Origin of the sequence: Erwinia piriflorinigrans CFBP 5888 (assembly GCF_001050515.1) — a bacterium.
Lineage (GTDB): Bacteria > Pseudomonadota > Gammaproteobacteria > Enterobacterales > Enterobacteriaceae > Erwinia > Erwinia piriflorinigrans.
In genome coordinates, this window is record NZ_CAHS01000021.1 from 203,526 (window position 1) to 221,828 (window position 18,303).

Consider the following 18,303-nt stretch of genomic DNA (forward strand, 5'->3'; position numbering starts at 1 on the left):
GCTTCGCCGGCAACAAGAAAAGGCAATTTTCAGAATAATGAGGGATATGGATAGAGCCGGGGGTGGGTTGTCAGGCGGGCTGTAATGTAGTGGTTGGGCACAAGGGCCTGCAAAAACAGGCCCCGGTCGTTCAGACTTATTTTACGCGCGAAACGTATTCAGCCGAACGGGTGTCCACTTTAATCACTTCGCCAATCTGCACGAACAGCGGCACTTTCACTACCGCACCGGTAGAGAGGGTCGCTGGCTTACCGCCCGTTCCTGCGGTATCGCCTTTCAGGCCTGGATCGGTATCGGTGATTTCCAGCTCCACGAAGTTCGGTGGCAGAACCTGGATCGGCTTTCCGTTCCACAGCGTGACAATACATTCAGCATTGTCGAGCAGCCATTTCGCCGCATCGCCCACGGTTTTCGCTTCAACAGGATGCTGTTCGAAGGTTTCCGGGTGCATGAAGTGGTAAAAATCACCGTCGTTGTACAGATAGTTCAGGTTAGTATCAACCACGTCTGCGCCTTCAGCGGAGTCGGTAGACTTGAAGGTTTTCTCAACGCGGCTGCCGGTCAGCAGGCGACGCATTTTAACGCGTGCGAAAGCCTGGCCTTTGCCCGGTTTAACAAACTCGCTGGATTCGATGGCATAAGGTTCGCCTTCGAACATGATTTTAAGACCGGGACGGAAATCGTTGCTAGAATAAGTCGCCATAAAGGCCCTCTACAATTTATAACTGGTACTTAGCCAAAAAAATGGCACACATTGTAACCCTAAATACCCCTGAGCGAGAAGAATGGTTACATCAACTTGCTGATGTAATCACTGATCCTGATGAATTACTGCAACTTTTAGCGTTGCAACACCATCCTGAACTGGTTTCAGGCCATGACGCACGGCGTCTTTTCGCCCTGCGCGTGCCCAGAGCGTTTGCTGCGCGTATGCGTAAAGGCGATCCGCAAGATCCGCTGCTGTTGCAGGTGATCACCTCGCGACAGGAGTTTGTCGATGCACCGGGTTACAGTGCCGATCCGCTCGATGAGCAGAGCAGCGTAGTGCCGGGTCTTTTACATAAATATCGTAATCGTGCGCTGTTGCTGGTCAAAGGCGGCTGCGCCGTCAATTGCCGTTACTGCTTTCGTCGCCATTTTCCTTACCAGGAAAACCAGGGGAATAAGCGCAACTGGCAGCAAGCCCTGGAGTATATCCGACAACAGCCAGAACTGGATGAGATTATTTTCTCCGGTGGCGATCCTTTGATGGCGAAAGATCATGAGCTGGACTGGCTGATCGCGCAGCTCGAACAGATCCCACATATTAAGCGCCTGCGTATCCACAGCCGCCTGCCGGTGGTGATCCCCAAACGTATTACCGAAGCCCTGTGTCAGCGTCTGGCACAGTCACGCCTGCAAACGCTGATGGTGACCCATATCAACCATGCGCAGGAGATTGATGACGATCTGCGCCACGGCATGCGCATGCTGAAACGCGCCGGGGTGACCCTGCTCAATCAAAGCGTACTGCTGCGCGATATCAATGACGATGCGGTAACGCTTGCCACTCTGAGCAACGCGCTGTTTGATGCCGGCATTCTGCCCTACTATCTGCACGTGCTGGATAAAGTGCAGGGCGCGGCGCATTTCTATGTCAGTGATGAACGAGCCCGCACCATCATGCGTGAGCTACTGACAAAGGTCTCAGGCTATATGGTGCCGAAGTTGGCGCGTGAAATTGGTGGGGAGCCAAGCAAAACGCCGCTGGATTTACAGCTTCGTCAAGAATAGATGCCATGCGGCGGATCGATAATCCGCCCCAGGGCTGGCCGATAGCGTGTGAATCTGTCCCTTTAAGGGCACTTATAGACCTGGCCGCTCATCTTGCTATCCAGCGGTGCAAAGCTGGACCAAAAGTTCTGGGTTGGGCTGGTGGCACCATAAATCACGTTGCCGCCCATTTGTGCAGCACGGTTGCGCAAATCGTTAGCCGCGCCGCGTAGTGAACTTCCTTCTCCGCCAGAGCCAGACAACCAGTTACTTTGTACCCCAGTCACGTTACCTAACAGCTGGCAGCCGCTGGCAGGCTGCTGGTCAGTAAAGGTCACGCGCTCCCCCGCAGAACTCAGCCGGTGAGAAGAACTACAGCCTGCCAGCAGCAGAGCCGCCACAGAGAGTCCCAGCAAGTTAATCCGCATATTTATCCCCATATTATTATCATCAGTGTCAGGCCAGGGCATCGCCGAAATCATGAAGATTTCCGATCCATCCTTACCCCTTAACCCGCTTATCAGGTTAGCTTTGCGCCACTACTTATACTATTTTCCCCCCAAAAAGAAAAACCCCCAGTCAAAGTCAGGGAGTAAACGGTCACTGTCAGAGATGAAAGATTGCCATCTGGAAACGCAATCGTCGGGCAGAGTACCGATTCAAACTCTCTTGTGGCCAGGGGCAGATATAAAAGCGTCAGAGTTGCAATCGTGCTCTGTTGCTAATCCCGTCAGTGCATGGATTTAGTGCAGCGCGCACCTGAAAGATGCAGGGTTATCACCTGACCTCTTCTTTTTAAGCGCAATCCCTCTTCGGCTTACCCACTGAGACCCAGGTATTTCTGGCATGGTTGTTGCTTTGGTTGTATGTACAAGTAATGACAAGTTAAGTGCCATTTATTTATATAAAACAGCTTACGACCTTGTCTCGGATCAACAACAGTGGTGGGTTCTTTTTCATGGTAGACACATAGCATGGCGGCCCTACTCTGACTGCCGAGTGTCATATATACCGAGATTATTTTCTGGCCAGACTGACCTGCTGACAGGCATCTGTCCCTCTAATCCAGGAGCATTTGATGAAACAATTGTTACTCCGCCGAGTACTGGTGAGTTCACTGATTACTTCCGCCATGATGGGTTCGCTACCCTTGCAAGCTAAAGAGTGGAAATCGATCGTTATCGCTACCGAAGGAAGTTACGAGCCTTGGAATATCACGCTGCCTGGCGGCAAGCTCGGCGGGTTCGAGCCAGAGCTAATGAGCGATCTCTGTCAGAGAATGAAAATCAGCTGTAAGCTGGTGGTGCAAAACTGGGATGGCATGATTGCCGGGCTACAGGCCGGAAAATACGACGTCATCATGGATGCCATTGTCATCACGCCAGATCGCCGAAAAGTGATTGATTTTACTGTTCCCTATGCTTCAACGCCCGCCAGCTTTATCAGTTTAAAAGGGGATCTGCTGCCAAAAGCGGGAAGCTCGGAGCAGATTATCAAACTGCATGACAACCCAAAAGAAATTGAATCGGCGATTGCTGAACTGAAAGCAGCGCTAAAAGGCAAAACTATCGGTATTGCTTCCGGAACGGTTTACACCACATTCATTGACAGATACTTCAAAGATTCCGCAAAGATACGCGAATACAGCACCTCTGCTGATGCCATCCTGGATCTTCAGGCAGAACGAATTGATGCCGTGTTTGATGATGTCACCTTCGCTAATTCCATGCTGAATAAGCCAGAAAATAACAACCTGCAATTTGGTGGCCCTCAGCTCGGCGGGCCGATTTGGGGCGAAGGCGAGGCGCTGGGGATCCGTAAGTCAGACGCTGACCTGAAAGCCAGGCTGGATGAGGCGATTAAAGCCGCACTTGCCGATGGCACGGTGAAAAGACTAAGCGAAAAATGGTTTAAAACCAACGTCACACCGTAGCAGAGGCGAAAATGGTCATTCCTGGATTTGAAGAAAATGGCTGGGGACCGTTAATCCTCAGCGCTGCCCTGACCACGCTGCTGCTGTCGTTTGTGGCAATGATGGTCGGTGCCGTTGCTGGCAGCGGGGTTGCAGCGGCGAAACTGTCTGCGCGACGACCGCTGCGCTGGGCAGGAGACAGCTATTCGGTGCTTTTTCGCGGCATTCCCGAGCTGCTGATTATCTACCTGTTTTACTTTGGAGGCTCCGGGCTGATTACTCAGGTCGGCAAAATTTTTGGGGCCGATGGCTTTATCGAAGTTCCACCTTTTCTTATTGGCGCGGTGGCAATCGGGCTTATCTCTGGCTCCTATCAGGCAGAAGTTTATCGTGCCGGGCGCCTGGCATTGAACAAAGGTGAAATTGAAGCCGCCCAGGCAATAGGGATGTCCAGATGGCGCATCGTTCAGCGTATTATCCTACCGCAGGTATTACGTTATTCACTGCCCGGGCTAGCGAATGTCTGGCAGATGAGCCTGAAAGACTCTGCTCTGGTATCCGTGACTGGGATCGTCGAACTGATGCGCGCAAGCCAGATTGCTGCGGGTTCGACCCGGCAGTACTTCACTTTTTATCTGATTAGCGGCTCCTGCTATCTGGTGTTAACCGTCCTGTCGAACACCGCCTTCAAACGTGCAGAAATACGGCTTAGCAAGTCACACCAGAGTCGTACTGCGGTTCAAAACTAAGGAGTGCCGGATGATTGACTTTGCCTTTCTCATTGAAACGTTTCTCAAGCTGGGTGCTGCCTTGCCAGTGACGCTGGGGTTGTTCTTTTCCTCGTTTTTACTTGGTGCCGTACTGGCGCTGGCCATTCTTGCATTGCGTATAAGCCACCATCCCTTATTGAGCGGCTTTGCCCGTCTGTATGTTCTTGTATTTCGTGGCTCTCCGCTGATGATCCAGCTTTTTTTAATCTATTACGGCCTCGGCCAGTTCGAGGTTGTTCGTCACAGTTTTGTCTGGCCGGTGCTGCGTGAGCCCTTCTTCTGCGCGGTCGTTGCCCTGGCACTCTGTACGGCTTCCTACACGGCGGAAATCTTCCGGGGAGCTTTGCTGGCAGTACCCGCAGGGCAAATTGAAGCAGGAATGGCATGCGGTATGTCACGCTGGCTGCTGCTAAGACGCATTATCGCCCCGGTTATGTTGCGCTATGCCTTACCGGCTTACTCAACTGAAGCGGTTTTGCTAGTGAAATCCACCGCGTTGGCAAGCCTGGTCACCGTCTGGGATGTCACGGGCGTGGCTCAACAAATTATTCAGCGTACCTACCGGACGATGGAAGTTTTTATTTGTGCGGCACTGATTTATCTGATCCTCAATTTCATCATTGTACAAATTTACGCATGGGTTGAACGCCGTATGTCGCCGCGTCTACGGACGGCGGAGGCTGATTTACCTCTGCCCGCCCCCTCTTTGATAGCCGGAGAGAAACATGATTAATTCCAACCCCGTCACGCTCTCAATGCGCGATATCCGCAAATCATTTGGTTCTCTGGAAGTACTGAAAGGAATTTCCCTTGATGCCCATAAAGGTGATGTGATCTCAATCCTGGGCGCAAGCGGCTCTGGGAAGAGCACTTTTTTGCGCTGTATTAACCTGCTGGAGATCCCAGACTCCGGAGCGGTCAGCGTAGCGGGTGAAACCATTGAAATGAAGCGGCACGCCCAGGGCCATCCATTGGCAGCCAACAAAAAACAGGTCGAGATAATGAGGTCTCGTCTCGGCATGGTCTTTCAAAGTTTTAACCTGTGGTCACATATGACGGTGTTACAGAACGTGATTGAAGGCCCCCGTTATGTACTGAAAAAAAACCGCCAGGAGTGTATCGAACGGGCAGAACACATACTTCATCGCGTTGGCCTGCATAATCGCAAGAACTTTTACCCGTCGCAGCTTTCCGGTGGTCAACAACAGCGCGTGGCGATAGCGCGCGCGTTGGCAATGGAGCCGGAGGTCATGTTGTTCGATGAACCCACCTCGGCACTCGACCCAGAGCTGGTAGGGGATGTATTAAAAGTGATGCGCAGTCTTGCCGAAGAAGGGCGCACCATGCTGGTCGTCACGCATGAAATGGGTTTCGCGCGGCATGTCTCTAATCAGGTTGTTTTCATGCACCAGGGCTTAATTGACTGCCAGGGGACACCTGAAGCGATGTTTGGTCAGCAGGGTTCTCCACGTTTCCAGCGGTTTATCTCCAGTCACCGGGCAGGTTGATATGAATCACATCGATACCGTCATCTGGGGTGACGCACCGATGCCCTGGCAGGATGTGGCTAAGGTTGCAAAGAGCGGTGCCGGGCTTCAGCTCAGTCAGAATGCATGGGAACGCATTGATAATGCTCGCGCGGTGGTTAATCTCATCGTTAATGAAAGGAAGACGGCGTACGGCATTAATACCGGGCTTGGCGCTCTATGCAATATCATTCTTGACCCACAACAACTTAGCCAACTGTCGCGCAATACGCTGATGAGCCATGCCTGCGGGGTCGGGCCTGTCTTAACTGATGTGCAGGCGCGGGCGATTATCTGCGCGGCAATCGCCAATTATAGCCACGGTAAGTCGGGCATCTCCGCTGACGTGGTGAGGGGGCTGTTGGCGCTGCTTAATCATCATATTACTCCGCAAATCCCATCGCAGGGTTCCGTTGGCTATCTGACCCATATGGCGCATGTCGGCCTGGCGCTCATAGGTATCGGTGATGTCAGCTACAAAGGAAATATCGTTGCGGCAGCAGACGCCCTGAAGATGGAGGGGCTGAGCGCCGTTTATCTTGGAGCAAAAGAGGGGCTGAGTCTGGTCAACGGTACGCCCTGTATGACCGGGCTATCATGCCTCGCCCTTGATGAAGCGCAAAGACTGCTCGACTGGGCTGATATCACCGGTGCTATGAGTTTTGAAGCCCTCTGCGGCCAGCTGGATGCTTTTGACCCGGAGATACTTGCGCTCAAAGGCAGCGCCGGCGTGCAGTGGGTAGGAGAGCGGCTGAATAATCTGCTGGCGGACAGTGACATTCTGGCATCGGGCAAGGGTATCCGAACGCAGGATGCGTTGAGTCTTCGCTCTATTCCGCAGATCCACGGAGCCTGCCGTGAACAGTTTGGGCATGCCGCCCGACAAATTGAAACTGAACTCAATGCAGCAACGGATAATCCGCTCATCCTCGGCTCACCCGAAAAATGGCGCGTCGTATCACAGGCTAACCCGCATGGAGAATCTGTGGCGATGGCAGCTGACCTGCTTGCCATTGCGTTGGCTGAGATTGGTAGCGTGGCAGAACGCCGTCTTGACAGGCTGGTTAACCCTCTGGTCAGCGGGCTACCGGCTTTTCTGGTCGGGGATCCTGGTGTGAATTCAGGCATGATGATCGCCCAGTATGTTGCGGCATCGATATGTGGTGAAAACCGTCAACTGGCGCAACCGGCGGTGCTGGATAACTACGTAACGTCAGGGCAACAGGAGGATCACCTCAGCATGGGCACCAATTCCGCGCTGAAACTGCTGAAACTGACAGAGAATGTCTGTCAGATCATGGCGATAGAGTACCTTTTGGCCGCGCAGGCGCTGGATTTTCACGATGTGGCAAGAGCAGGCAAAGGAACGGCAAAGGCACATGCTTTGCTACGACTACAGGTCGATACGTGGACGGAAGATCGATGGCTTGCCCCGGAGATAAGTAAAGCGGCGGCAGTGATAAGGAGCCAACGTTTATAACCGACTGATGCTTAGCAAATCCTCGTCCCCCAAAAAGAAAAACCCCCTGTCAAAGACAGAGGGTTTGTTCGGTCAGGTGCCGAGGGGAATTACATCATTCCGCCCATGCCGCCCATACCACCCATGCCGCCGCCAGCACCTAAATCAGGCGCATCGCTTTTAGGCAGGTCGGTTACCATGCATTCGGTGGTGATCATCAGACCCGCAACAGAGGCCGCGTACTGCAGAGCAGAACGGGTCACTTTAGTTGGGTCGAGGATACCGAAGTCGATCATGTTGCCGTACTCTTCGGTCTGTGCGTTATAACCGTAGTTACCTTCACCCGCTTTCACGGCGTTGGTCACTACAGATGGCTCTTCACCGGCGTTAGAGACGATCTGACGCAGTGGGGATTCCATCGCGCGCAGAGCCACTTTGATACCGACGTTCTGATCTTCGTTCTGACCACGCAGCTCGGTCAGTTTTGCCGCAACGCGTACCAGCGCCACGCCACCACCAGCAACAACGCCTTCTTCAACCGCAGCACGGGTTGCGTGCAGGGCATCTTCAACGCGTGCTTTCTTCTCTTTCATTTCAACTTCAGTCGCTGCGCCCACTTTCAGCACGGCTACGCCGCCTGCCAGTTTCGCTACACGCTCCTGCAGCTTTTCACGATCGTAATCAGAAGTCGCTTCTTCGATCTGCTGGCGGATCTGAGTCACGCGGCCAGAAATAGCCACCTCTTCGCCAGTACCATCGATGATGGTGGTGGTGTCTTTGCTGATGACCACACGTTTTGCCTGGCCCATATCTTCCAGACCGGCTTTTTCCAGTTCCATACCGATCTCTTCAGAGATCACGGTACCACCGGTCAGCACGGCGATATCTTGCAGCATCGCTTTACGGCGGTCGCCGAAGCCAGGTGCTTTAACCGCAGCCACTTTCACGATGCCACGCATGGTGTTCACCACCAGGGTAGCCAGCGCTTCGCCTTCAACATCTTCTGCGACGATCAGCAGGGGTTTACCGGCTTTAGCCACCGCTTCCAGAACTGGCAGCAGTTCGCGGATGTTGGAGATTTTTTTATCAGCCAGCAGGATAAACGGAGATTCCAGCTCGATAGAACCGGTTTCAGGCTTGTTGATGAAGTAAGGAGACAGGTAGCCGCGATCGAACTGCATACCTTCAACCACATCCAGCTCGTCCTGCAGGCCGGTGCCTTCTTCAACGGTGATAACGCCTTCTTTGCCCACTTTTTCCATCGCCTGAGCAATCAGTTCGCCCACGGTTTCATCGGAGTTGGCAGAGATAGTGCCTACCTGAGCGATAGCTTTAGAGTCAGAGCAAGGAACAGACAGTTTTTTCAGTTCTTCAACCGCAGCGATAACCGCTTTGTCGATACCGCGCTTCAGGTCCATTGGGTTCATGCCCGCCGCAACGGCTTTCAGACCTTCATTAACAATAGACTGAGCCAGTACGGTGGCAGTGGTAGTACCGTCACCGGCAGCATCGTTGGCTTTAGAAGCAACTTCCTTCACCATCTGTGCGCCCATGTTTTCAAACTTGTCTTCCAGTTCGATTTCACGCGCGACGGAAACACCATCTTTAGTAATGGTCGGTGAACCAAAAGATTTATCCAGTACCACGTTACGGCCTTTCGGGCCCAGGGTCACTTTTACTGCATCTGCCAGTACGTTCACACCGCGCAGCATTTTTACGCGAGCGTCATTACCGAATTTTACGTCTTTAGCTGCCATTTTATCTTTTTCCTTAAATTCGTTACGTTCAGTGAATTACGCGTTAATTACGCTTCAACAATCGCCAGGATGTCGCTTTCTGAAATGATCAGCACTTCCTGGTTGTCGATTTTTTCGGTTTTCGCGCCGTAGCCTTCGCTGAAGATGACCACGTCACCCACTTTCACGTCCAATGGCTTCACATCACCACTTTCAAGGATGCGGCCGTTGCCAACTGCCAGCACTTCGCCACGGGTGGATTTGCCCGCCGCAGAGCCGGTCAGCACGATGCCGCCAGCAGATTTGGATTCAACTTCTTTACGCTTGACGATAACACGATCGTGCAATGGACGAATTTTCATTGTTAGCTCTCCTTTGAGAAGTCCAATCAGTTTGGGATGAAAGCCGGGCTACATTGGCTACCGACCTCGTGACGGATGAGATGCGGCCGTACCGGGAGCCTTTCAAGGGCCAGGGGTGAATTTTTTTATTAACTGTGGCATTTGCCGCTTTTTTAGCCAACAGGGAATGCCGATAGAAAAACGGCGCGCCCGTCAGGTGCGCGCCGTGTCGATTATTGCTGGGGAGGGTTGCCGTCATCGCGCTCAATCCGTTTGACCTCTTTGCGCTCAAACTCACCGTCGACGGTAAATCCGCTATCCGGGCCTGCACCCGGCCCGCGCCACACTTTAAGATACGGCATTAACTTGAGCGTCAAATGCTTCTGTACCGGTGGCAGCAGCAGCAGCAGGCCAATGAAGTCGGTAAAGAAGCCCGGTAGCAGCAGCAGGAAACCCGCCATCACCAGCGATACGCTTTTGATCATCTCGGCCGCCGGGCTTTCGCCCGCATTGAGCTTCTGCTGCATCAGCATAAAGTTCTTCATTCCCTGATTTTTCACCAGCGAAATGCCAATACAGGAGGTGAAAACCACCAGCAGCATCGTCAGCAACACCCCGATGACGTGGGCAACCTGAATGAAGAGAGAAATCTCGATCCACACCAGGGCAAAAATAATTAAGAACGGTAACCAGCGCACCGTATTCTCCTGTATCAATGGCCGCCTCGCGGCATGCACGGCGGCAGAAAATGGCGTTTGTTACGACACACACTATAGAAAGTGGGAGCGTTAACCCGGTTTTTCAACTGATCATGTTGAAATTCATTTGGGAACTTTCATTGTGACCAAGATCACATATGATTGAAACCGTTTGATATGACAGTGAGTTTGAGTGATCCAGCTTCAGGCTTTTGCACCAGGTCAGAATATGATGGTGCTCGGCCCGACACAAAGAGATAAAATGCTACCGCAGGCGACCCAAGACCCACCGGCTGATACCTGCAAAAACAGGCAGTAATATTGTGATGATTTTATCGGTACTCCTTAAAGAAGGTTCTCATGGCTAATAACATTCGTATCGAAGAAGACCTGCTGGGCATGCGTGAAGTTCCCGCAGACGCTTATTACGGTGTTCATACTCTACGTGCGATTGAAAACTTCTATATCAGCAACAGCAAAATCAGCGACATCCCTGAGTTTGTGCGCGGCATGGTGATGGTTAAAAAAGCGGCGGCGCTGGCGAACAAAGAACTACAAACGATCCCGCGCAACGTGGCCAATGCCATTATCAGCGCCTGTGACGAAGTGCTGAACAACGGTAAGTGCATGGATCAGTTCCCGATCGATGTTTATCAGGGCGGCGCGGGCACTTCAGTGAATATGAACACCAATGAAGTGTTGGCGAATATCGGCCTGGAGATCATGGGGCACCAGAAAGGGGAGTACCAGTTCCTCAATCCGAACGATCACGTCAACAAATGCCAGTCCACTAATGATGCCTATCCCACTGGTTTTCGCATCGCGGTTTACAGCTCTATTCTGAAACTCCTCGACGCTATTGCTCAATTAAGTGAAGGCTTCCAACGGAAGGCTGTGGAATTTAATACCATCCTGAAAATGGGTCGCACCCAGTTACAGGATGCAGTGCCAATGACGCTCGGGCAGGAGTTCCACGCCTTTAACGTTTTGTTGAACGAAGAGATCCGTAGCATTTTGCGCACCGCCGAACTGCTGCTGGAGGTCAACCTCGGCGCAACGGCAATCGGTACACGCCTCAACACCCCGGATGGCTATCAGCATCTGGCAGTGGAAAAACTGGCGGAAGTCAGCGGCCTGGCCTGCGTTCCGGCCGAAGACTTGATAGAAGCCACATCCGACTGCGGTGCCTATGTCATGGTACACAGCTCGCTGAAGCGCCTGGCGGTCAAGCTGTCGAAGATCTGTAACGATCTGCGCCTGCTCTCTTCCGGCCCACGCGCTGGCCTGAACGAAATCAACCTGCCTGAATTGCAGGCCGGTTCTTCTATCATGCCCGCCAAGGTTAACCCGGTGGTGCCGGAAGTCGTCAATCAGGTGTGCTTCAAAGTGATCGGCAACGATATCACCGTCACGATGGCGTCGGAAGCGGGCCAGCTTCAGCTAAACGTGATGGAGCCGGTGATTGGCCAGGCGCTGTTTGAATCGATTCATATTCTGACGAACGCCTGCTACAACCTGCTGGAAAAATGCGTCGCCGGTATTACCGCTAACAAAGCGGTGTGTGAAGCCTACGTGTTTAACTCTATCGGTATCGTGACCTATCTCAACCCCTATATTGGTCACCATAATGGCGATATCGTCGGTAAGATCTGCGCCGAAACGGGTAAGAGCGTGCGCGAAGTGGTACTGGAACGCGGTCTGCTGACCGAAAGCGAACTGGACGATATTTTCTCAACGCAGAACCTGATGTTCCCCGTGTATAAAGCCAGGCGCTACACCGATGAAAATGAAAAATAAGACTCAGGAACACTATCTTGCATAACTCATGCGGCAGACGGGTAATTTCCGGACAGCATAGATGATGACAAGACTGGGATGAGCGGGCAAAGCCCGCGCATCTGCGGATTGAAGTATGACAGGTATTTAAGGCGCGTCGGTTCCCACAACGGCGCGCCTTTTTGCTTTTTACAGCGCACAAATCATTAACAGCCCGTTATCAAAAATTTGAGGAATGCAACATGTTAGTACCAGAGCTTATTGTCGTCTTTGTCGCTATCTATTTAGGTAGCAGGCTGGGAGGGATAGGCATTGGCTTCGCTGGTGGTCTCGGGGTACTGATATTAACCCTGGGATTTCAGGTCAAGCCGGGAGCTATCCCCTTTGATGTGATTGAGATCATCATGGCGGTGATCGCCGCCATCGCCGCTATGCAGGTGGCTGGCGGCATGGACTATCTGGTGAGTCTGGCCGAGCGTCTGTTGCGCAGGCATCCGCGCTACATCACCCTGCTCGCTCCGCTGGTAACCTGGCTGATGACTTTGCTGGCAGGAACCGGACATACGGCATTTTCCACCCTGCCGGTCATTGCCGAAGTCGCAAAGGAGCAGGGCGTGCGCCCTTCCCGACCGTTATCGATTGCCGTGATTGCCTCACAGATTGCCATTACCGCATCCCCCATCTCCGCTGCGGTCGTATTTATGGCCGGGATCCTTGAGCCAAAAGGGATTAGCTACCTGATGCTATTGGCCGTAGTCATTCCGTCGACGATGGTTGCCATCTTCATCACCGCAGTCATCACGAATTTCCTGGGCAAAGAGCTGAAAGACGATGCGGTTTTTCAGGCCCGTCTGGCAAAAGGGGAAGTGAGTTTACGGGGAGCAAAACAGTTTAAGGAGAAACCCGGGGCGAAACGTTCGGTGCTGCTTTTGCTGGCAGGCATAGTCGCAGTGGTTCTGTACGCCACCGCCATCAGTGGTACGGTGGGCCTGATCGATAATCCGGTGCTGCCCCGTAACGAAGCCATCGTGGTATTTATGCTGACGGTGGCGATGTTGATCTGCTTTACCTGCAAGATTGATAGCGCAGAGATCCCTAATGCCAGCACCTTTAAGTCAGGTATGAGCGCCTGTGTCTGCGTGCTGGGCGTGGCATGGCTGGGAGATACCTTTGTGAAAGCGCATATCGGCGATATCCAACAGGTTGCGGGCAGTCTGCTGCATGATTATCCGTGGATGCTGGCAATTATCCTGTTTTTTGCATCCACCCTGCTCTATTCACAGGCGGCGACTACCAAAGCGCTGATGCCTGCTGCATTGATGCTGGGCGTCTCACCGACCGTCGCCGTTGCGTCGTTTGCCGCTGTTTCTGCCCTGTTTGTGCTGCCGACTTACCCGACATTACTGGCGGCCGTTGAGATGGATGATACCGGCTCTACGCGTATTGGACGCTTTGTGTTTAATCATTCATTCCTGGTGCCCGGCACGCTGGCGATCGTCCTGTCGGTGGCCTTTGGTTTCCTGCTGGCAGGGATCCTGCTGTAACGGTGCTAAACAGGCCGATCGTACACAGCGGTCGGCCGTGATTTTCACCTATCTTGTTAAACTGACAATTTATGGCCCACTCCGGCTTGGGTGCAACATCCTGAAAACCCCCAGCCGGGCCTGTCGTGCTATTATCCGTGTTCGCAGTATAAGGAATGGCCAGAATCCTGATCTTCGCCATTGCCCGATTCACATGGAGAGAGCACATAACCGTCATGGCACAGCGCATCACGCCTTTTATTTTCCTGCTGTTAACCGCCCTGTTCAACCTGAATGCCAGCGCCGCGCCGTTCGGAAAGAACACCACCAGCCAGTTTGTCACGGTGAACCAAGCTTTTGCATTTGACTTCGCCCAGAAAAATGAGCGTCTTACCCTGAGTTGGCAGATTAAGCCGGGCTATTACCTGTATCAACAGCAGGTCAAAATTAGCCTCCAGGGGGCGACGCTCGCCCAGTGGAACCTGCCCACGGGTGAGCCGCACGAAGATGAATTCTATGGTAAAACGGCGGTTTACACCGACAATCTGACGCTGCCGCTAACCCTGACTCAGGCGGCTGATGGTGCGCAGCTCACGGTGAGCTATCAGGGGTGCGCCGCAGCCGGTTTCTGCTATCCACCGGAAACGCGTCATGTGCCTTTAAACGCCGTTGCGGCGCAGACTTCGCCGGCAAACGCCGCCATGCCAGCCAGTCCGGTTCAGACCAGCGATAAACATTCGCTGCCATTTTCCGCACTCTGGGCGCTGCTGATCGGTATCGGCGTGGCTTTTACTCCCTGCGTACTGCCAATGTATCCGCTGATTTCCGCTATTATCCTCGGCGGTAATCGTCAGTACAGTCTGGGCCGCCTGTTCACACTCGCCATGCTGTATGTACAGGGGATGGCGCTAACCTATACGCTGATGGGCATAGTGGTCGCGGCAGCCGGGCTGCGTTTTCAGGCCGCATTGCAGGCACCTGCCGTGCTGCTCGCGCTCTCGGCACTGTTTATCCTGCTGGCGCTGTCGATGTTTGGTCTGTTCAACCTACAGCTCCCCTCCGCACTGCAAACCCATCTGACCCAGTGGAGTAATCGCCAGCAGGCCGGATCGTTGCCGGGCGTGTTTCTGATGGGGGCACTGGCAGGGCTGATTTGCTCCCCATGCACCACCGCCCCCCTCAGTGCCATCCTGCTGTATATCGCCCAGAGTGGGAATATGCTGGCCGGAGCCGGGACGCTGTATCTGTATGCGCTGGGCATGGGCCTGCCGCTGATCGCCATTACTCTGTTCGGTAATCGTCTTTTACCGAAAAATGGCCCCTGGATGCAGACGGTCAAAGAAGGGTTTGGCTTTGTCATTCTTGCGCTGCCCGTCTTTCTGTTGGAACGCATCGTCGGCGAAAGCTGGGGCCTGCGGATGTGGAGTGGGCTGGGCGTGGCGTTCTTCGGCTGGGCCTTTATCAGTAGCCTGAAGAGCAACCTCGGCTGGCTGCGCGTGCTGCAAATTCTACTATTAGGTGCCATGCTCATCGCTGCCCGCCCATTGCAGGACTGGGCTTTTGGCCATGCGCCTGCCCCGCAAGCCAGCGCCCCAATCAGCTTTCAGCCCGTCACTCATGTTGAGCAACTTAACCAACGGCTGCAAAACAGCGCTGGCAAAATGACCATGCTCGACCTCTACGCTGACTGGTGCGTGGCCTGCAAAGAGTTTGATAAATACACCTTCCGGGATGCCCAGGTACGCGCCGCGCTGGATAATATGCAGCTGTTACAGGCAGATGTTACCGCCAATAACGCCAGCGACAGCGCCCTGCTCCAGCATCTGCACGTTTTGGGCCTGCCGACCATTCTGTTTTTTGCTGCCGATGGACACGAAATTCCCGGTTCACGCGTGACGGGTTTTATGGCCCCTTCGGACTTCCGCATACATTTGCAGAAACTGGCACGGTAAACGACACTAAGATTTGATCGATAAATAAGGAGAACCGCGTGCAGCGTGAACAGGTACTGGAACAGGCTCTAAGCATTTTGGAGCAACATGGACTCGCCGCGACCACTTCTCTGGAGATGATGGCGGATGAACTGGGATACAGCGAACAACAGCTAAAACGTTTCTGGCCGGATCGCGATGCGCTGCTGTATGACGCGCTGCGTTATCACGGTCAGCAGATTGACGCCTGGCGGCGCAAACTGCTGCTGGATGACAGCCTAAGTGCCGAACAAAAGCTGCTGGCGCGCTATCAGGTACTATCGGAAGCGGTAAACAATCAGCGCTATCCCGGCTGTCTGTTTATTGCAGCATGCAGCTTCTATCCACAGCCGGAACACCCTATCCACGAGGTCGCGGAGCTGCAAAAGCAGGCCTCATGGCAATTTACCCACGCACTGCTCTGCGAGCTGGAAACCGATAACCCGCCGCTGGTGGCTCATCAGATGGAGCTGATTCTGGAAGGTTGTCTGTCACGCCTGCTGGTAAAACGTAAAGTACAGGAAGTAGAGACCGCTCGCCGTCTGGCTGAAGATGTATTGAGCATTGCGCTGTGCCGTAAGAACGGTGCGCTGAGCTGAACAGCTTTTATTCCAGACGAATAAAAAGCAGGCAGTTGAGCGGGTTTTAGCGCTTTTTTATGACAAACCCGTTGACGCCGAACGGCCTTTACGGTTTAATGCGCCCCGTTGCCCGGATAGCTCAGTCGGTAGAGCAGGGGATTGAAAATCCCCGTGTCCTTGGTTCGATTCCGAGTCCGGGCACCATCTTCAGAGCCTGTTCGTTAAGAAGTGTATTCCTAACGGGCATGACAGTAACCCGGATGATGTTAGCGCATCATCCGGGTTTTTTCACATCCATCAAAAACCATTGATGGATGTATTTACCCTCCCCTCCTCTTTTTTCCATCTTTATAAAAAAACGCATAGATCTGAATCAAGATTTTACTTAGGACGTATCGAGCTGTTCCAGCACGAACCTCACCTTTTCAATATAACTCTCGACATATTGCAGCGTAACGGCCGGTGTGGAGTGCCCTAACAGATCCTGCGCCATCTATATGACGCATAATCTCCCCACAATCTACAGCGCCAGTGAATAGATTCATTTACGTCCCCCCTCGTAATCAGAGGTGATAAATACCAAACTTACAGAAAACTATAAGCGGGCCTGCCCTCTTTTATGGTCCAAAGTATAATTTTCATTAGTTTCAACGCAAGTGAAAAATAATTCAGAACACACTTGCCATGCGCTTTCCTTAGGCTAATTGTTGCAAAGACATGAATGTAATATTAGTCGTTCTATTAATAATGAAATAACATTAACATGGAGAAACAAATATGAAGGAAATTCTTAAATCATTTTCTTTAGTTGCTTTATCTCTGTTTCATATGGAGCAGGTGCAGATAATTGCGACAAAAAGAGAGAACGATGGATAGAACAAATGAATAAAGCTGACGAAAATCACATGGGGCCTGAGATTGGATCCGATGAATGGTTAACATGTAGATCCCAAAGCCGCTGCCAATATCCATATTTAATCGAGGGAAATCGTTTTACAAGGGAAGCCGAAATTTAACGCAAAGCCATGTTCAGCTTTTGGTTTATCAGAAATCAATGCCAGTTTACAGCATTCTTAATTTCGGTATCCCCTAACACTGACTCTCCAGTATCCGTATTTTGCTATTCAGTGATCCCACATGACTGCACCGCCTGTTTCCTGTGGACTCATTATGTTTCCCAGAGTTGGCGATATATCTGACCACCAATGATTACACGCATTCATTCTGGCACGGCATTTACCCAAAAGTTGCAGGATTAGGTCATGAGATACACCGGGGCTGTAACGATCGGAACTGAACATCCCGCCATTTTCCAGCTGCAACCGAGTGGACGTGGTTATCGCGGCAAGAGGGGCGCGAAATCATCAGGAAAGTAGCGCTGAAAGTAATGTCTTTATGCGCAGGAAGTGCCAAATGTGGCACCGCCAAGTTTGCCAGACAGGTGAATATTGTTATCGCCTGCCAACTACACTCTTTTTTTAATAACCCTGAACAAAATCGAAAGCACTATGGCTATAACCAATACAAAAACGATTAGCATAATATTACTTGCCGAATCCAAACCCCATTCGTAATCGCCTTTTATCAACTGGCTGGATCTTAAAAAATCAAAAAGTTCAGAAGAAGACCAAAGATACAGGCGATTAATTGGTTTTACCCATGCTGTAATGCAGAAGGCCAGTACCAGGAAGAATATCGAGGCAATAATTTTAGACATCACACTTCGCATAATCCGGCTTTCCTTTCACTGACACTTTGCCATAAGCCATCATTCCAGCACGAGATCCGGATACCCTGACCTGCTGTGTGCGGAGTAAAGCCCTTCTGACTTGTTGGAAATCTCTCACCTTAAAGAAGGTTATACATCCCCAGGACTCACCTGAACCATCTGGTCTTAGTAGGTGTAATCTGAACTGGCCACGCTTTACACCATTAACAAATACGCTGTCGGATACGGTTTGTGCGCTGAACAGACCATTCATCATGGTTAGTGTGGTTCACCATATCTTTTATTTCCCGGAGTATTGTGTTGGCTAACCCACACGATGGCATTTTGACTATCCAGTAATCACCTACAGGGATAGAACCTTAATCTGTAACGTAAGAACAGTTTACGTTATTGATAAATTTTTCACGTCCTGAAAGTACTGAAAATGTACCAATTCCGTACACGGTGAGAACAGCCCGCCCGGAACGTCGGGCATCATCATCGTATATCATGCTCATCTGAATCATTCATTATTTTCCATCACAATCCAT

16 protein-coding genes and 1 tRNA gene are annotated in these 18,303 nt (G+C 52.1%); 11 read left to right on the forward strand and 6 right to left on the reverse strand.

The genetic code is table 11. The features are described from left to right. Nucleotides 1–136: 136 nt before the first annotated feature. Nucleotides 137–703: an elongation factor P gene (efp, locus tag EPIR_RS15395; protein WP_012442678.1), complete on the reverse strand. Its 567-nt coding sequence runs from the start codon at nt 701–703 to the stop codon at nt 137–139. Between the two features lie 41 nt (nt 704–744). Between efp and epmB the strand changes: the two genes are divergently transcribed. Then, nucleotides 745–1,773 (forward strand): EF-P beta-lysylation protein EpmB, encoded by a 1,029-nt coding sequence (gene epmB, locus EPIR_RS15400; protein ID WP_023656406.1) that lies wholly within the window; start codon nt 745–747, stop codon nt 1,771–1,773. 62 nt (nt 1,774–1,835) lie between these two features. Here epmB and EPIR_RS15405 read toward each other — a convergent pair whose 3' ends face one another. After that, the gene (locus EPIR_RS15405; protein ID WP_023656407.1) at nt 1,836–2,180 is read right to left on the reverse strand and encodes a DUF4156 domain-containing protein; all 345 of its coding nucleotides are present in this window, start codon (nt 2,178–2,180) and stop codon (nt 1,836–1,838) included. Nucleotides 2,181–2,884: 704 nt separating this feature from the next. On the opposite strand from EPIR_RS15405, the gene EPIR_RS15410 reads away from it, so the two are divergent. Genes EPIR_RS15410 through EPIR_RS15430 form a run of 5 tightly spaced genes read left to right on the forward strand, consistent with a single transcriptional unit; the run spans nt 2,885 to nt 7,440 of the window. Continuing rightward, complete coding sequence (locus EPIR_RS15410) at nt 2,885–3,685, forward strand: transporter substrate-binding domain-containing protein (protein ID WP_420834766.1); 801 nt, start codon at nt 2,885–2,887, stop codon at nt 3,683–3,685. Nucleotides 3,686–3,696: 11 nt separating this feature from the next. Next, the gene (locus tag EPIR_RS15415; RefSeq protein WP_023656409.1) at nt 3,697–4,413 is read left to right on the forward strand and encodes an ABC transporter permease; all 717 of its coding nucleotides are present in this window, start codon (nt 3,697–3,699) and stop codon (nt 4,411–4,413) included. 10 nt (nt 4,414–4,423) lie between these two features. After that, on the forward strand, nt 4,424–5,167 hold the full coding sequence (locus tag EPIR_RS15420; protein ID WP_023656410.1) for an ABC transporter permease: 744 nt from the start codon (nt 4,424–4,426) through the stop codon (nt 5,165–5,167). Continuing rightward, nucleotides 5,160–5,942 (forward strand): ABC transporter ATP-binding protein, encoded by a 783-nt coding sequence (locus EPIR_RS15425; protein ID WP_023656411.1) that lies wholly within the window; start codon nt 5,160–5,162, stop codon nt 5,940–5,942. The genes EPIR_RS15420 and EPIR_RS15425 overlap by 8 nt, the downstream gene beginning before the upstream one ends. A 1-nt stretch (nt 5,943) precedes the next feature. Next, nucleotides 5,944–7,440: an HAL/PAL/TAL family ammonia-lyase gene (locus EPIR_RS15430; RefSeq protein WP_023656412.1), complete on the forward strand. Its 1,497-nt coding sequence runs from the start codon at nt 5,944–5,946 to the stop codon at nt 7,438–7,440. A gap of 89 nt (nt 7,441–7,529) precedes the next feature. Here EPIR_RS15430 and groL read toward each other — a convergent pair whose 3' ends face one another. From groL to EPIR_RS15445, 3 genes are all read right to left on the reverse strand, one after another. Continuing rightward, the gene (gene groL / locus EPIR_RS15435) at nt 7,530–9,176 is read right to left on the reverse strand and encodes a chaperonin GroEL (protein ID WP_023656413.1); all 1,647 of its coding nucleotides are present in this window, start codon (nt 9,174–9,176) and stop codon (nt 7,530–7,532) included. 47 nt (nt 9,177–9,223) lie between these two features. Continuing rightward, nucleotides 9,224–9,517 (reverse strand): co-chaperone GroES, encoded by a 294-nt coding sequence (locus EPIR_RS15440; RefSeq protein WP_012442682.1) that lies wholly within the window; start codon nt 9,515–9,517, stop codon nt 9,224–9,226. A 212-nt stretch (nt 9,518–9,729) separates the two neighbouring features. After that, the gene (locus tag EPIR_RS15445; RefSeq protein WP_023656414.1) at nt 9,730–10,194 is read right to left on the reverse strand and encodes an FxsA family protein; all 465 of its coding nucleotides are present in this window, start codon (nt 10,192–10,194) and stop codon (nt 9,730–9,732) included. A gap of 360 nt (nt 10,195–10,554) precedes the next feature. On the opposite strand from EPIR_RS15445, the gene aspA reads away from it, so the two are divergent. The 5 genes from aspA to EPIR_RS15470 all read left to right on the forward strand — a co-directional run bounded on the left by aspA (nt 10,555) and on the right by EPIR_RS15470 (nt 16,248). Further along, complete coding sequence (aspA, locus tag EPIR_RS15450) at nt 10,555–11,991, forward strand: aspartate ammonia-lyase (protein ID WP_023656416.1); 1,437 nt, start codon at nt 10,555–10,557, stop codon at nt 11,989–11,991. A 221-nt stretch (nt 11,992–12,212) separates the two neighbouring features. Beyond that, nucleotides 12,213–13,514, forward strand: coding sequence for an anaerobic C4-dicarboxylate transporter (locus EPIR_RS15455; protein ID WP_023656417.1), 1,302 nt, complete (start codon nt 12,213–12,215; stop codon nt 13,512–13,514). A gap of 215 nt (nt 13,515–13,729) precedes the next feature. After that, nucleotides 13,730–15,445, forward strand: coding sequence for a protein-disulfide reductase DsbD (locus tag EPIR_RS15460; protein WP_048697849.1), 1,716 nt, complete (start codon nt 13,730–13,732; stop codon nt 15,443–15,445). Nucleotides 15,446–15,483: 38 nt separating this feature from the next. Beyond that, nucleotides 15,484–16,062 carry a transcriptional regulator gene (locus EPIR_RS15465; RefSeq protein ID WP_023656419.1) on the forward strand — a complete coding sequence of 193 codons (579 nt, stop codon included), beginning with the start codon at nt 15,484–15,486 and terminating at the stop codon, nt 16,060–16,062. 110 nt (nt 16,063–16,172) lie between these two features. Then, nucleotides 16,173–16,248: transfer RNA gene (locus tag EPIR_RS15470), tRNA-Phe, on the forward strand. Between the two features lie 1,505 nt (nt 16,249–17,753). Here the strand turns inward: EPIR_RS15470 and EPIR_RS19150 are convergent. After that, entirely contained in the window at nt 17,754–18,029 is a 276-nt protein-coding gene (locus tag EPIR_RS19150) for a tlde1 domain-containing protein (protein WP_023656421.1), read from the reverse strand. Between the last annotated feature and the right edge of the window lie 274 nt (nt 18,030–18,303).